We start from the raw sequence: 13,322 nt of genomic DNA, 5'->3' as shown, positions 1-13,322 counted from the left end.
GATCAGTGAAGTCAATTGCATTCTGCCAAGAGTTGGGGAATTGCTGCCATAGTCGCATGCTCGACTTGCGACCAAGGGATTTCATCGCAGGCAGGAGGCAATTTCATGGCGTATGAGCTCTACTATTGGGACGGTCTACCGGGACGCGGCGAATTCGTGCGCCTCGCACTCGAGGAGGCAGGTGCGCAATATATCGACGTCGCGCGCCAATCGCCCGGCATGGCGGCGATGATGAGTGTACTCAAGAGCCGGACGGAACCACACATCCCCTTCGCGCCGCCATTTCTGAAGGACGGTGACCTGATCGTCTCGCATGTCGCGAACATCCTTCTCTACCTTGGACCAAAACTCGGTCTTGCGCCAAAGGACGAATCGCTTCGGTTTGTCGCCAACGGCCTGCAACTGACCATCACCGATTTCGTCGCGGAGGTGCACGATACGCATCATCCGCTGTCGACCAATCTTTATTATGAGGACCAGAAGGCGGCGGCCAAGCAGCGCTCCGCCGACTTCATCGCGCATCGGATACCGAAGTTTCTCGGTTACTTCGAACGGGTGCTGAAGCAGAACCCCAAGGGAAGCGACCACACCGTCGGCGGCGGTTTGACCTATGTCGATCTCTCGCTGTTTCAGGTATTTGAGGGCCTTCGCTATGCCTTTCCTCGCGCCACGAAAAAACTTGCCGAGGATTACCCCGGCGTCGCTGGCGTGCACGCCATGGTGAAGGAACGGCCGAACGTAACCCGGTATCTCGCATCGGATCGCCGGCTGGATTTCAACGAATCCTGTATCTTTCGACGGTATCCCGAACTTGATCAGGACGCTTGAGCGAGACGTTTTACACTTTTGCTGGACATGGACCGCCCCGCAGGCTCCATTACCGTTTCTGTCACTCTCTTGGAGGAACGATCATGGACTATCGCTTCATGAAGGCAGGCGCCTTTGCGGTTACTCTCGGCTCGGTGCTGGGACCTTTGGCGGCTACGGGTGTATGGGCGGCCTCACCCGAGCCGGTGAAAGCAGATCACGGCATGGTCGTTACCGCACAACATCTTGCATCTGACATTGGTGTCGAAGTGCTCAAGAAAGGTGGCAACGCCGTCGATGCGGCGGTTGCTGTCGGCTACGCTCTTGCGGTCGTCTATCCCACCGCCGGCAATATCGGCGGCGGGGGATTCATGACCATACGCCTCAAGGACGGCAAGACGACGTTCCTCGATTTTCGCGAGCGCGCACCCCTTGCCGCCAAGCGGACGATGTATCTCGACGACAAGGGCAATATCGTCAAGGGCGCAAGCACCGACGGCTATCTTGCAGTCGGCGTGCCCGGTTCCGTGCTCGGCTTCGAGACGGCCCGTGCCAAATATGGGACGAAACCGCGCGAAGAACTGATCGGCCCTGCTATCCGCTTTGCCCGGGACGGGTTCGAGCTTGATCAGGGTGATGTTGCATCGCTGCAAAACGGCGCCAAGAAACTTTCCAAGGACAGGCCTGCTGCCGCGATCTTTCTGAAGCCCGATGGCAAGACCTACGCCGTCGGCGAAACGCTGGTCCAGCCGGATCTCGCCGCGACGCTTTCGGCCATTTCCGAGAAGGGTCCCGACGCTTTCTACAAGGGTGCGAGCGCTGACGCCATCGTCAAGGCGAGCGAGACCGGGGGCGGCGTCCTTGCGAAAGCGGATTTCGAACAGTACAGCGTGCGCGAGCTCGAGCCGGTCAAATGCAACTATCGCGGCTATGACATCGTCTCCTCGCCACCACCAAGCTCGGGTGGCGTGATCATCTGCGAAATACTCAACATTCTCGAAGGATATCCGCTCGGCTATCTCGGTTACGGTTCGGCCGAAACCGTGCACACCATGGTCGAGGCCATGCGCTATGCCTATGTCGACCGCAATACCACGCTCGGAGATCCCGACTTTGTCGACAACCCTGTCAGCCGATTGCTGGACAAGCAATATGCCAAGGATATCCGCGGCAAGATCAGTCCGTTCAAGGCTGGCACGTCACAAAAGTTGATGCCAAAAGGGTTCGGCGAGAGCAAGGAAACCACACATTATTCGATTGTCGATGACGAGGGCAATGCGGTCGCCGTGACGTATACGCTCAACGGCAGTTTCGGTGCCGGTGTGGTCGCGCCCGGTACGGGCGTGCTCCTCAACAACGAGATGGACGATTTTACCTCCAAGCCCGGCTCGCCCAACCTTTACGGGCTGGTACAGGGAGAGGCCAATGCGATCGAAGCGAAGAAGACGCCGCTTTCGTCGATGAGCCCGACCATTATTTCGAAAGACGGCAAGCCGTTCATGGTGATAGGCAGCCCCGGTGGCGCCCGCATCATCACGATCACGCTGGAGGCGATCATCAACGTCATCGATCACGGGATGAATATTCAGGAGGCGATCGACGCTCCGCGCATCCACCACCAATGGCTGCCGGATCGGGTCTACATGGAGCCCTATGCGCTCTCATCGGACACGCGCAAGCTCCTTACGGAGATGGGTCATGATGTCGATATCGACAAGGACTGGACCATCTGGGGCAGCGCCGCGGGTATCCTCGTGGGGGGCGAGAGTCTCGGCGATATCGATGAGGGTGGCGGAGCCAGGTATAATGGCGCCATGGATAGCCGGGCCACCTCGGGCGCGGCTAAAGGCTACTGAACGACGTTTTGGTGTGTGGGTTCCGACACGCCCGGGAAGCGCGCCTGTCAAATACTGAAACCGAGCATTCTGCCATGCAACTGGGTGATCGTTGCCGCATTTGCATTGGCAAAGGCGAAGCGCAGGAACTGGTCTTGCCCTTCGCCGAAATATTGCCCCGGGACTGAAAGGATGCCGGCCCGCTTGGCAAGATGCTCGGCCACCTCTGTCGAGGGTCTGGCTTTGAATGGATGACGGACAAAGGCGAAGTAAGCACCGACCGCCTCAAGTTTCCAGTCGTTGAGGCCGGCCATGACGTCGCGCAGGGCTTGCGCGCGAACCTCGATTTCGTGCCGGTTACCGGCCCGCCATTCGGCCAGTCCCGGCAATGCCTGAGCAACGGCGCCCTGTGCCGCACGGGGCGCGCAGATTTGCAGATTATCCATGATCTTGGCGATTTCCTCGACGACGCGCGCGCTTGCGGTAATGGCGCCAAGCCGATGGCCAGGAATGCAGAAGGATTTGGAGAAACTGTAGAGCTGTATCAGGTGCTCCTGCCATTGCGCGTCGCTTAAAAGACCATGCGGCGCGCCATAATGTTCGGGGAGAAAATCGCGGTAGGTTTCGTCGAGTATAAGCCAGATACCATTGCGTTTGCACACGTCGAAGACCGCTTTCAGCCGGTCGGGCGGGTAGATGGCGCCGGTCGGATTATTGGGGGTCACGAGCGCGAGCGCCCGAACGCCCGGTACCAGGGCCTCGACGATAGCCTCAACAGTCGGGATAAAGCCACCCGCGGAATTGCAAGCCACGAGCCCGGTCTTGATCCCAAGCATGGCAAGACTCGTCTCGTGGTTGAAGTAGTAGGGGTTGGTCATGAGGATAGTATCGCCCGCCGCCGCCACCGCCATGGCGGCGCAGATGAAGGCCTGATTGCACCCGGAGGTGATGTGGATATTGTCCGCACCGATTCCGGCGCCATAAAGCTCGCACACATGTGCGGCGTAGGCCTCGCGCAGCACCATTTCACCCTCGATTGGACCATAATTGGTATAGGCAAGGGAGGCGGCAGCCTCTCCGAGCCATTGCAGCAGGGCAGGATGCGGCGGATAGCCGGGAACCGCTTGCGATAGGTCGATCAGCGGTCCAAGGGAGCCATCATAGGACCTTCCCCATGCCTGCACGGCGGGAATAGGCGGTGGCGAGAGACGGGTAATGAGCGGGTTCAGCGCTGCAGCAGGCATTAAGGTTCCTATCGTGTATCGAGTTTAGACCGGCGTTTTTGCGAGCGGTCAGGGCGCCGCGGGCGGGTGGCCGGAACTGGTAATTCAGCAAGGCGATCGGGCGCACTCACCTTGCCGCTGCGACGGCGGATGATGCGGCGGGCCGACGTTTGTGGCTCGGTGATGGTATCGGCCTCGAGCGAAGCAAAGAGCCAGTCGATAAAGACCTTGACGATGGGGGCGTTGCGTACCTCGTTGCGGCAGGCAACATAAAACGCATTGTTGGCCGGAACCGTAAGGTCGAACGGCACGATGAGCTCACCCTTGGCGATGAGATTGCTTGCGGTGATCGTATCGCCCAGAGCGACCCCCTGCCCGTAGACCGCCGCCTCGGTCGACAGGCGGGCGTCGCTCATGAAGTGCTGCGCACCGCGTGCATGTTCGGTCGCGTCGGCAGCAGCAAGCCAGGTGTTCCACTCCCGCCCGTCATCGCCATGCAGAAGCACGTGGTTGCGCAGGTCACGAACCGAGCGCAGCGGGCGCATGTTGAGAAGCGTCGGGCTTGCAACTGGAAACAGTTTAAGGCTGGTCCACAGGCGGCTCCAGCAGTCCATCCAGTTGCCATGTCCGTAAAGGACGCACACATCCACATCCGACGAAAACAGATGATCGGAATCGTTCGATGCTATCAGCGTCAGCCTTATGTCGGGATACTGCTCGGTGAACTGGTTCATGCGCGGTATGAGCCACAGCGACAAGAGTGCCGGCACGCAGGTCACCGTCAATTCGCCGCTTGTCGTCGGCCGCTTGATCAGCGCCGTCGTTGCGGCAATGTCCGCGAAGGCCTTCGAGACCGTCGGCAAAAGCAAAGCGCCCTGCGGGGTCAATTTCAGCCGCTGTGCACCGCGTTCGAAGAGCTGAACGTCGAGCATTGCTTCCAAAGCCTTGATCTGGTGGCTGATCGCACCGTGCGTGACATTCAGTTCGCGCGCTGCGGCTGTGACCGAGCCATGGCGCGCCGTGGCCTCGAAGGCACGCAGAGGGTTGAGCGGAGGCAGGCGACCGGGCGTCATAGTACTCCATTAGCGGTCAAGCCGCCGAAAGTCATGTGAGATATTTTCACACCACATGCCATAACAATGTCAATTGCTTTTCCATTCGTTTTGGATGGATAATACCTTGAAAGAGGCACAATGCCCGGGGAACACAGACCAGCGGATATCCTGAAATCCACACTTGCGAATCCGCACCGATCGCCCCGTGCATGAAGACTATGGGAAACGATCATGGCATCATGGGACAAGAACAAACTCGATGAACTGCGCGCCAAATATGGTGAGAGCCATGGCGGCGAGCTGTTTGACGCCAAGTTTCGCAAGGTTGCGGACAAAATCTTCTCCAAGAGCGGCACGCGTCTTGCACCCTATGCGGGGGTTCCAACCTTTCTGACCGCGCCCTACATGCCGGTCGATGCGGCAAATCCGGATTTCGGCAACCTTGAGGTCGCCATCGTTGGCGTGCCGATGGATCTTGGCGTTACCAATCGGACGGGTTCGCGTTTCGGCCCGCGCGCATTGCGCACGATCGAACGCATCGGCCCCTACAATCATGTTCTGGAATGTTCCCCGGTGTTCGACCTGCGCGTGGCCGATATCGGCGACGTGCCTTTTGCGAGCCGCTACCGGCTTGAACAGAGTCACGACGATATCGAACGGCGGATCAACCAGATCGTCAATGCCGGCGTGGTGCCGCTCTCTGTCGGTGGTGACCACTCCATTACCCATCCGATCTTAAAGGCTATCGGCAAGGATCGCCCGGTCGGCATGATCCACATCGATGCCCATTGTGATACCGGCGGCGCCTTCGACCAGACAAAGTTCCATCACGGCGGACCCTTCCGCAATGCGGTTCTTGATGGCGTGCTCGATCCGAGCCGGACGGTCCAGATCGGCATTCGCGGTTCGGCGGAATATCTGTGGGAATTCTCTTACGAGTCCGGCATGACCGTCATTCATGCTGAAGAGGTCAACGGCCTTGGCATTGAGGCCATCATCGAAAAGGCGCGGGCGATCGTCGGCGAAGGGCCGACCTACCTTTCCTTCGATATCGATAGCCTTGATCCGAGTTTCGCACCGGGCACCGGAACGCCGGAAGTCGGTGGCCTGACGACCCGGGAAGTGCTTGAACTCCTACGCGGTCTGAAGGGCGTCAACCTGGTCGGCGGCGACGTCGTCGAGGTGGCGCCGCAATACGATGCGACGACCAACACAGCCCATGCCGGCGCGCAGGTGCTCTTCGAAATCCTGTCGCTGATGGTCTTCAGCCCGTTCGTACAAGGAAAGCGTTGACGCCCGATGAGCCGCAAAAGCGAGGCGCCGAACGGCGCCTCGACACTGAAGAGACGACACAAACGACAACAATGAAGGGGAATAAGATGACAATCCACAGCAAGCTCAGGACATCATTTGCCGCGCTGTTGCTGCTCAGCAGCGCAAGCATCGGCTTTGCCACCCAACCGGCCAGCGCGGATGCAGTTGACGACATCACCAAGGCCGGGGTCGTGAACATCGGCGTGTTTTCCGACTTCCCGCCCTTCTCCTCCGCAAGTGCGGACATGTCGCTCAAGGGCTATGACATGGATGTTGCCCAGGCTATCGCCGACGCGCTGAAGGTCAAGCTCAACCCCGTCGCTGTGACCGGGCAGAACCGTATCCCGTATCTTACAGAGCACCGTGTCGACCTTTTGATGAGTGTCGGCTACAGCAAGGAACGCGAAGAGGTCATCGATTTCGCCGCCGCCTATGCCCCTTACTATATCGCCGTCATCGGTCCGAAAGCCCTGGAGGTCAAGGGCAAGGACGACCTCGCCGGCAAGAGCATCGCCGTCAATCGCGGCACACTGGAGGATACCTCGCTGACCGAAGCCGCGCCGGCCTCTGCCGATGTCAAGCGCTTCGACAACTATAACGCTGTGATCCAGGCCTTCATCTCGGGCCAGACGCAGCTCATGGTCGTCGGCAACGATGTCGGCGCGCAGGTCCTTGCCCGTCAGGAAGCGCTCGCGCCCGAGCAGAAGTTCCAGCTTCTGACGTCACCTTCGCATATTGCACTTAACAAGAAGGAAGACCGCCTGAAGCAGACGATCAACGACACGGTCGCAAAGATGCTTTCGGACGGTAGCCTCAACAAGAGCTCCGAAGCCTGGTTGAAGACCCCCCTCAATCCTGAAAACCTCAAGGACTGACGGTGGGCTACGCGCTCGAATTCGGTTGGCTCTATGGCGCCATTGGCATGATTGCCAGTGGCGCCGCCATGACGATCTTCCTGATCGCCGTGACATCGCTCGCGGGCGTCACCTTGAGTATTTTCGGTGCGGCCGCTAAGCGCAGCCGATACCCGATCTTGCGCAAGGCGATCGCCGCCTATGTCGAGATCGTGCGCAACACACCATTTCTGGTTCAGCTGTTCTTCATCTTCTTTGGTCTGCCGCGGCTCGGCATCCGTCTCGATCCAGTCGTCTCGGCCATGCTTGCCATGACCTTGAACATGACCGCCTATACGACCGAAATCGTTGGTGCCGGGCTTGATGCGGTGCCCAAGGGGCAACGGGAAGCGGCAGCGGCGCTTGGTCTTCAGCCATGGCTGGTTTTCCTTAAGATTGTCCTGCCGCAGGCGCTGAAAGTCATTTTCCCGGCGCTGACCAGCCAGATCGTCATCATGATGCTGGAATCGGCGGTCGTGTCGCAGATTGCCGTGCGCGAATTGACCTATGAGGCCGATATGTTGCAGGCGCGCACCTTCCGCGCGTTCGAAACGTATTTTGTCGTCACGCTGGTCTACCTTGCCATGAGCGTGGGATTGCGCCGGTTGCTGTTTGCCGCCGGACGGCGGGCGATTGCCGGGGGCATGGCATGATCGAGTTTACCTTCTGGGACATATTGCGCAATCTGCTTCTGGCCGCCCGCTGGACCGTTCTTCTGTCGATCGTCGCCTTTATCGGCGGTTCGATTGCCGGTCTTGCAATCCTGCTGCTGCGCATTTCAAAGCGGCGCTGGCTGCGGCGCGCGGCCGAATATTACATCGGCCTGTTCCAGGGAACACCGCTCCTGATGCAGCTCTTTTTGCTGTTCTTCGGGCTGCCGCTCCTCGGCCTGCGCATCGAGGCGTGGACGGCCGCAGTGCTGGGCTTGACCCTCTGCGCCAGCGCATTTCTGGCCGAAATCTGGCGTGGTGGCGTGCAGTCGCTGCCCAGCGGCCAATGGGACGCGGGCAGCAGTCTTGGTCTGCATTACGTGGCGCAATTGCGCCTGATCATTCTACCGCAGGCCTTTGCCGTTACACGCGCTCCGACCGTCGGTTTTCTGGTCCAGCTGATCAAGAGCACAGCGCTCACATCGATCATCGGATTTGAGGAGTTGGTGCGCACGTCCAATGCGATCAACAATGCGACATTCGAACCCTTCACGGTCTATGGGCTGGTGGCGCTGATCTATTTTGTTCTGTGTTATCCGCTGACGCGCTATACAAAGACATTGGAGCTTCGTGCCGCCCGCCAGCGTTGAACGGGGCGCGCCGTTGGGAAAAACAAGAGTGGGAAATCGCCAAAACCTGGCTTCGAAATAAGGAGAATGATGATGAGCAATATTCTGCAAACAGGCGTCAGCCGCCGTACGGTGCTTGCGACCGGTGCCATGGCCGCCGGCGTTTTGGTAATGCCGACGATCCTGCGTGCGCAGGACAAGTCGCTGAAGGTCGGCGTCTATGGCGGTTACTTCAAGGATTCCTTCGACAAGAACATCTTCCCCGAATTCACCAAGGCAACCGGCATCGCGATAGAGTCCGTTGCCGAACCGACAGGCGAGGCCTGGCTCGTCCAACTCGAGCAGGCCGCAAAGGCCGGCGCTGCACCGGCCGACGTTTCGATGATGTCGCAGGTGGCGATGCTCAAGGGTCAGACCACGAAGCTCTGGACGCCCCTCGATATGGCGAAGATCCCCAATTCGAAGAACCTCATCGAGCGGTTCATCAACAAATATCCAGATGGCGGGGTTGCCGGTATCGGCGCCGTTTCCTGGTATATCACGCTGGTGACGAACACGGACGTCTATAAGGAAGCGCCGACATCGTGGGCAGCTTTCTGGGACAAGGCCAATGAGGACAAGCTTGGTCTGCTGGCGCTCGTCTCCAATTCGTTCCTTCTGGAAATCACGGCGAAGACCTTCTTCGGCGGCACCAATGCACTCGATACCGAAGATGGCCTCTTGAAAGCCTTCGACAAGCTCGCCGAGGTTAAGCCGAACGTGCGCCTGTGGTATCGCGATGAAGCCCAATTTGAGCAGTCGCTGAAGTCAGGCGAAATCCCGATGGGCCAGTACTATCACGACGTGACCGGACTTGCGGCCTCGGAGGGACACCCGGTTCGCTCCACCTTCCCGAAGGAAGGCGGCGTTCAGGATTCCGGCTGTTGGGCGCTCTCGCGTGCCTCGAAGAAGACAGAGGAAGCCCATATCTTCATCGACTATATGAGCCAGCCGGCCATTCAGGCGACCTTGTCGCGCAAGGTCGGCACCTCGCCAACCGTCAAGCGCGAACTGCTCGATCTCAATGACAAGGAGTTTGCGGCCGTTTCTTCCGATATCGAGCCGATCATCCCGCGCTATGATCTCTACACGAACAAGGCGGACTGGCTGAACCAGAAATGGACCGAGCTGATCGTCGGGTAACGCGAAAAGGCACCACCTCTTCGCACAATGGGTGGTGCCTTACCACAAACAAGAGAATGAGGGACAGATGTCCGGACTGGTATTGAACGATGTCACCAAACAGTTTGGGACATTCGCCGCGGTCGAGAACGTGCATCTTTCGGTGCCGCACGGCACTTTCGTGTGCCTGCTTGGGCCGTCAGGCTGCGGCAAGACGACGTTGCTGCGCATGATCGCGGGCCTTGAGGATCCGACGAATGGCGCCATCCTGCTTGATGGCGCGGATATTACCAGGGTGCCGACGCACAAACGCAATCTTGGCATGGTGTTTCAATCGCTCGCTCTCTTCCCGCATTTGAGTGTCGGGGAGAACATTGCCTACCCGCTACGCATTCGCGGCAAGGCGCGCGAGGAACAGAAAAAGCGCGTTGAGGAATTGCTTGCCCTCATCCATCTGCCCGGCTATGGCGACCGGCCAGTGTCAAAGCTGTCGGGCGGACAGCGCCAGCGCGTTGCGATTGCACGGGCGCTTGCACTGTCGCCGCGGCTGTTCCTGCTTGACGAGCCATTGTCGGCACTCGACGCCAAGCTGCGCGAGGCTATGCAGGTGGAACTGCGCCAACTCCAGCAGAAACTTGGCATCACCACGATCGTCGTCACCCACGACCAGCGCGAGGCCATGACAATGGCCGATACGGTCGTCGTCATGAATGGCGGCCACATCAGGCAGGTGGCCTCGCCCATCGAGATTTACCGCAGGCCTGCCGATACATTCGTCGCCGACTTCATCGGGTCGACCAACCTGATCGAGACGGCGGCCGATAGCTCTGGAGCGGCTACGATCTTTGGACACCGTGTGGAAGGTTTCGTATTGCCGGCTGGTGTAACGCGCGCCACGATCTCTGTCCGTCCGGAAGATGTGCATCTGACGGCGCCCGGCAACGGCGCCATCGACGGCACGGTCACCTTCGTGCGCGATCTTGGCGGCACGATCGAGACCTTCGTTGAAGCAGGCGGGCAGCAGATCATCGCTGTTTCCACGCCGCGCGAGCGCCCTGATGTCACTGCCGGACAGAAGGTGGGCATTTTGCTTGCGCCGGACCTTTGCGTGGTGCTGAAACAATGAAGCGTGAGCGGCCCCAATCCCTTGCCGATTACGGCCCGCTGTTCTTTCCGGCCGGCATGCTGCTTGTCTTCTTCGTCGTTCCATTTGGCACGATGATCGCCGTCAGCTTCTTCCAGCGCCAGGAGGGCGGCTTTTATACGCCGGCTTTCGTTCTCTCCAATTATGAACGCTTCCTCACGGCCTTCTTCGGCGGTGTGCTCGGCTTCTCGCTGATGCTCGCCGTCACGGTCGCTATCTCATGCGTCGTCCTCGCCTTGCCGTTCACCTATCTTCTTTCAAGACTGTCGCGGCGCGTGCAGGTGTTCTGGCTCGTCGCACTGCTTTCGGTCCTGTCGCTGTCGGAAGTCATCATCGGCTTTGCCTGGTCCACGCTCCTGTCGCGCACGGGGGGCCTCAGCAATCTTCTCGTCGCCATTGGCCTGCTCGATCATCCAGTCGCATTGTTTCCGAGCCTTGGCGCTGTGCTCACGGGCATGATCTACCAGGCGTTGCCCTATACGATCCTTGTTCTCTATCCCGCCATCGTAAGGCTCGATCCGACCCTGATGGAAGCCGCGCGGACGCTCGGGTCTTCACCCGTGCGTGCCTTCTTCAATGTATTGGTGCCTGCGCTGCGCAACACGATCATGGCGACGCTGATCATGGTGTTCATATTCGCGCTTGGCTCCTACCTGCTCCCGCAGATTCTTGGCCGTCCGCAGCACTGGACCCTGTCCGTGCTGATCACTGACCAGGCCATCTACCAGTCGAACATGCCGTTTGCAGCAGCCATGGCGGTGTTCCTCGTCCTGGTCACGCTGGGGCTGGTGGCACTTACCCTCGTGATTGGCCGCAAGGGGGTAAAGGCATGACCAACGCGTTGCGCCGTCTTTACTTTGTCCTGATCGGCGTCTTTCTGGCATTGCCGCTCATCGTTGTCGCTGGCGTGTCGGTCAATGCCAAGCAGACCCTGGCATTTCCGCCGCAGGGGTTTTCGCTGAGCTGGTATGGCCAGATTTTCACCAATCCTGAATGGCGCAGCGCGCTGATCGCTTCCGTCATTCTCGCCACCACCTCCGCAGCGCTCGCCGTAGTGATCGCCCTGCCCCTCTCCTGGTTCCTGTGGCGGCGCATTGCGCCCTGGGCCAATATCTTTCAGGTACTCGGCATTGCCCCCTTCACACTTCCGCCGGTCATCACCGCGCTCGGCTTTCTGACGTTCTGGGCAACAACGGGTTTTTATGGCCAGGCGTGGACAGCTGTGATCGGCCACGCGATCTTCTTCGTCACGCTGCCGCTGGTGACGTTGTCTCTCGGCTTTTCCGCCATTGATCGGTCCTTCGTCGAAGCTGCCGCCACCATGGGCGCCGACGAGCGAACGATTTTCCGTACAGTCGTGCTGCCGCTGATCCGCCCCTATCTCGTGTCGGGCTACGCATTTGCCTTCGTCTTGTCGCTCAACGAATATATCGTTGCCTATATGACGGTCGGTTTCACGCTGGAGACGCTGCCGATCAAGATTTTCAACGCGCTGCGCTATGGCTACACGCCAACGATGGCATCGGTGACGATCCTGTTCGTTGCAACGGCCGCCGTCATTTTCTCACTGGTGGCGAAATTCGGCGATCTGCCGAAGCTCCTCGGCGCCATGGCCTCGGATGACAAATGATGCGGATCGCTGCACTCCAGATGCAATCGGTACCCGGCGACGTTGACGCAAACCTTGCCCGGATCGAGGCAGCAGCAAGGGAGGCCAAAAGAGGCGGCGCGGCTCTTTTGATCACGCCTGAGCTCTGCGTCACCGGCTACGGAGCAGGCGAAGCAATCACGAGCCTGGCGGAACCCGCATCCGGCGCCCAGGTCAAAAGGCTTCAATATATTGCGCGCGCGAGCGGCATTGCCATCATTGCCGGCTTTGCCGAGCGCGATGGTGCGGACATCTATAATAGCGCCGTGTTTGTCAACGGCGATAAAGAACCTGCGCTCTATCGGAAATCGCATCTCTATGGAGACTACGAGCGCAGCCTGTTCAAGCCGGAACAGCCTGGCAATTGCATCATCGAGTTCGGCGGTCACAGGCTTGGGTTGCTTATCTGCTACGATGTCGAGTTTCCGGAGAATGTTCGCCGGCTGGCCCTTGCCGGTGCAGATGCAGTCCTCGTACCAACGGCCCTCCCCGCAGGACCGTCCGGGACATTCATTGCCAATCACATGATTAAGGTGCGTGCTTTCGAAAACCAGATCTTCGTCGCCTACGTCAATCACGCCGGCAGCGATGGCCGCTTCACATTTGCCGGCCTGTCGCGTATCGCAGCACCCGATGGCACTCTCATCGCCGCCAGCACCGACGACAGGGAAGAATTGATGTATGCGGATATCGACCCCGGCGCATTCGCAGCATCCATCAAAGACAATACCTACCTCAGGGATTTGGGATCAGCATGAGCGACGAAATCACAACGGATGTTCTTGTCATCGGCGCGGGCATTGCCGGCATAGGTGTCGCCGCAGCGCTGGCTTCGACGCACCGCGTCGTCGTTGTCGAGCGCGAGGACCAGCCCGGTTATCATTCGACTGGCCGGTCAGCCGCAATCTTTCTTCCCAATTACGGCAACGAGGTCATCCGCGGACTCAATAAAGTGAGTGCCCC

The 13,322-nt window shown here is 59.3% G+C and carries 14 protein-coding genes; 12 read left to right on the top strand and 2 right to left on the bottom strand.

What is annotated here, in order from left to right; all coding sequences use genetic code 11:
* Positions 1–105 precede the first annotated feature (105 nt).
* The gene (locus AAAB35_RS16810; protein WP_340669437.1) at positions 106–828 is read left to right on the top strand and encodes a glutathione S-transferase; all 723 of its coding nucleotides are present in this window, start codon (positions 106–108) and stop codon (positions 826–828) included.
* Positions 829–911: 83 nt separating this feature from the next.
* The gene (ggt, locus tag AAAB35_RS16805) at positions 912–2,663 is read left to right on the top strand and encodes a gamma-glutamyltransferase (protein ID WP_340669436.1); all 1,752 of its coding nucleotides are present in this window, start codon (positions 912–914) and stop codon (positions 2,661–2,663) included.
* Positions 2,664–2,710: 47 nt separating this feature from the next.
* On the opposite strand, the gene AAAB35_RS16800 is transcribed toward ggt, so the two are convergent.
* Entirely contained in the window at positions 2,711–3,886 is a 1,176-nt protein-coding gene (locus AAAB35_RS16800; protein WP_340669435.1) for an aminotransferase, read from the bottom strand.
* An 8-nt stretch (positions 3,887–3,894) separates the two neighbouring features.
* Positions 3,895–4,938 carry a transcriptional regulator GcvA gene (gcvA, locus tag AAAB35_RS16795; protein WP_340669434.1) on the bottom strand — a complete coding sequence of 348 codons (1,044 nt, stop codon included), beginning with the start codon at positions 4,936–4,938 and terminating at the stop codon, positions 3,895–3,897.
* Positions 4,939–5,151: 213 nt separating this feature from the next.
* Here gcvA and speB point away from each other — a divergent pair, with 213 nt between their 5' ends.
* From speB to AAAB35_RS16745, 10 genes are all read left to right on the top strand, one after another.
* Entirely contained in the window at positions 5,152–6,213 is a 1,062-nt protein-coding gene (gene speB, locus AAAB35_RS16790; protein ID WP_340669433.1) for an agmatinase, read from the top strand.
* Positions 6,214–6,299: 86 nt separating this feature from the next.
* Complete coding sequence (locus AAAB35_RS16785; protein ID WP_340669432.1) at positions 6,300–7,109, top strand: transporter substrate-binding domain-containing protein; 810 nt, start codon at positions 6,300–6,302, stop codon at positions 7,107–7,109.
* A 2-nt stretch (positions 7,110–7,111) separates the two neighbouring features.
* The gene (locus AAAB35_RS16780; RefSeq protein ID WP_340669431.1) at positions 7,112–7,780 is read left to right on the top strand and encodes an amino acid ABC transporter permease; all 669 of its coding nucleotides are present in this window, start codon (positions 7,112–7,114) and stop codon (positions 7,778–7,780) included.
* Positions 7,777–8,427, top strand: a complete 651-nt coding sequence (locus AAAB35_RS16775) for an amino acid ABC transporter permease (RefSeq protein WP_340669430.1) — start codon at positions 7,777–7,779, stop codon at positions 8,425–8,427. The genes AAAB35_RS16780 and AAAB35_RS16775 overlap by 4 nt, the downstream gene beginning before the upstream one ends.
* Before the next feature lie 129 nt (positions 8,428–8,556).
* Entirely contained in the window at positions 8,557–9,588 is a 1,032-nt protein-coding gene (locus AAAB35_RS16770) for an extracellular solute-binding protein (RefSeq protein WP_340669438.1), read from the top strand.
* Positions 9,589–9,655: 67 nt separating this feature from the next.
* Positions 9,656–10,693 carry an ABC transporter ATP-binding protein gene (locus AAAB35_RS16765; RefSeq protein WP_340669429.1) on the top strand — a complete coding sequence of 346 codons (1,038 nt, stop codon included), beginning with the start codon at positions 9,656–9,658 and terminating at the stop codon, positions 10,691–10,693.
* Entirely contained in the window at positions 10,690–11,544 is an 855-nt protein-coding gene (locus AAAB35_RS16760; protein ID WP_340669428.1) for an ABC transporter permease, read from the top strand. Before AAAB35_RS16765 ends, AAAB35_RS16760 begins: the two co-directional genes overlap by 4 nt.
* Positions 11,541–12,341, top strand: coding sequence for an ABC transporter permease (locus tag AAAB35_RS16755; protein ID WP_340669427.1), 801 nt, complete (start codon positions 11,541–11,543; stop codon positions 12,339–12,341). The genes AAAB35_RS16760 and AAAB35_RS16755 overlap by 4 nt, the downstream gene beginning before the upstream one ends.
* Positions 12,338–13,117: a carbon-nitrogen hydrolase family protein gene (locus tag AAAB35_RS16750; protein ID WP_340669426.1), complete on the top strand. Its 780-nt coding sequence runs from the start codon at positions 12,338–12,340 to the stop codon at positions 13,115–13,117. Before AAAB35_RS16755 ends, AAAB35_RS16750 begins: the two co-directional genes overlap by 4 nt.
* On the top strand, positions 13,114–13,322 hold a 209-nt coding region (locus AAAB35_RS16745), incomplete at its 3' end, for an FAD-dependent oxidoreductase (RefSeq protein ID WP_340669425.1). The genes AAAB35_RS16750 and AAAB35_RS16745, both read left to right, overlap by 4 nt.

The organism is Phyllobacterium sp., from assembly GCF_037994425.1.
Lineage (GTDB): Bacteria > Pseudomonadota > Alphaproteobacteria > Rhizobiales > Rhizobiaceae > Phyllobacterium.
Note: the sequence above shows the minus strand (reverse complement) of the source record. Positions and strands in the feature narration are given on the sequence as shown.

Bases quoted from the DNA above. Each gene is read 5' to 3' on its own strand.
- AAAB35_RS16810 (WP_340669437.1), top strand. From the start codon at position 106: ATGGCGTATGAGCTCTACTATTGGGACGGTCTACCGGGACGCGGCGAA.
- ggt (WP_340669436.1), top strand. From the start codon at position 912: ATGGACTATCGCTTCATGAAGGCAGGCGCCTTTGCGGTTACTCTCGGC.
- AAAB35_RS16800 (WP_340669435.1), bottom strand. From the start codon at position 3,886: ATGCCTGCTGCAGCGCTGAACCCGCTCATTACCCGTCTCTCGCCACCG.
- gcvA (WP_340669434.1), bottom strand. From the start codon at position 4,938: ATGACGCCCGGTCGCCTGCCTCCGCTCAACCCTCTGCGTGCCTTCGAG.
- speB (WP_340669433.1), top strand. From the start codon at position 5,152: ATGGCATCATGGGACAAGAACAAACTCGATGAACTGCGCGCCAAATAT.
- AAAB35_RS16785 (WP_340669432.1), top strand. From the start codon at position 6,300: ATGACAATCCACAGCAAGCTCAGGACATCATTTGCCGCGCTGTTGCTG.
- AAAB35_RS16775 (WP_340669430.1), top strand. From the start codon at position 7,777: ATGATCGAGTTTACCTTCTGGGACATATTGCGCAATCTGCTTCTGGCC.
- AAAB35_RS16770 (WP_340669438.1), top strand. From the start codon at position 8,557: ATGGCCGCCGGCGTTTTGGTAATGCCGACGATCCTGCGTGCGCAGGAC.
- AAAB35_RS16765 (WP_340669429.1), top strand. From the start codon at position 9,656: ATGTCCGGACTGGTATTGAACGATGTCACCAAACAGTTTGGGACATTC.
- AAAB35_RS16760 (WP_340669428.1), top strand. From the start codon at position 10,690: ATGAAGCGTGAGCGGCCCCAATCCCTTGCCGATTACGGCCCGCTGTTC.
- AAAB35_RS16755 (WP_340669427.1), top strand. From the start codon at position 11,541: ATGACCAACGCGTTGCGCCGTCTTTACTTTGTCCTGATCGGCGTCTTT.
- AAAB35_RS16750 (WP_340669426.1), top strand. From the start codon at position 12,338: ATGATGCGGATCGCTGCACTCCAGATGCAATCGGTACCCGGCGACGTT.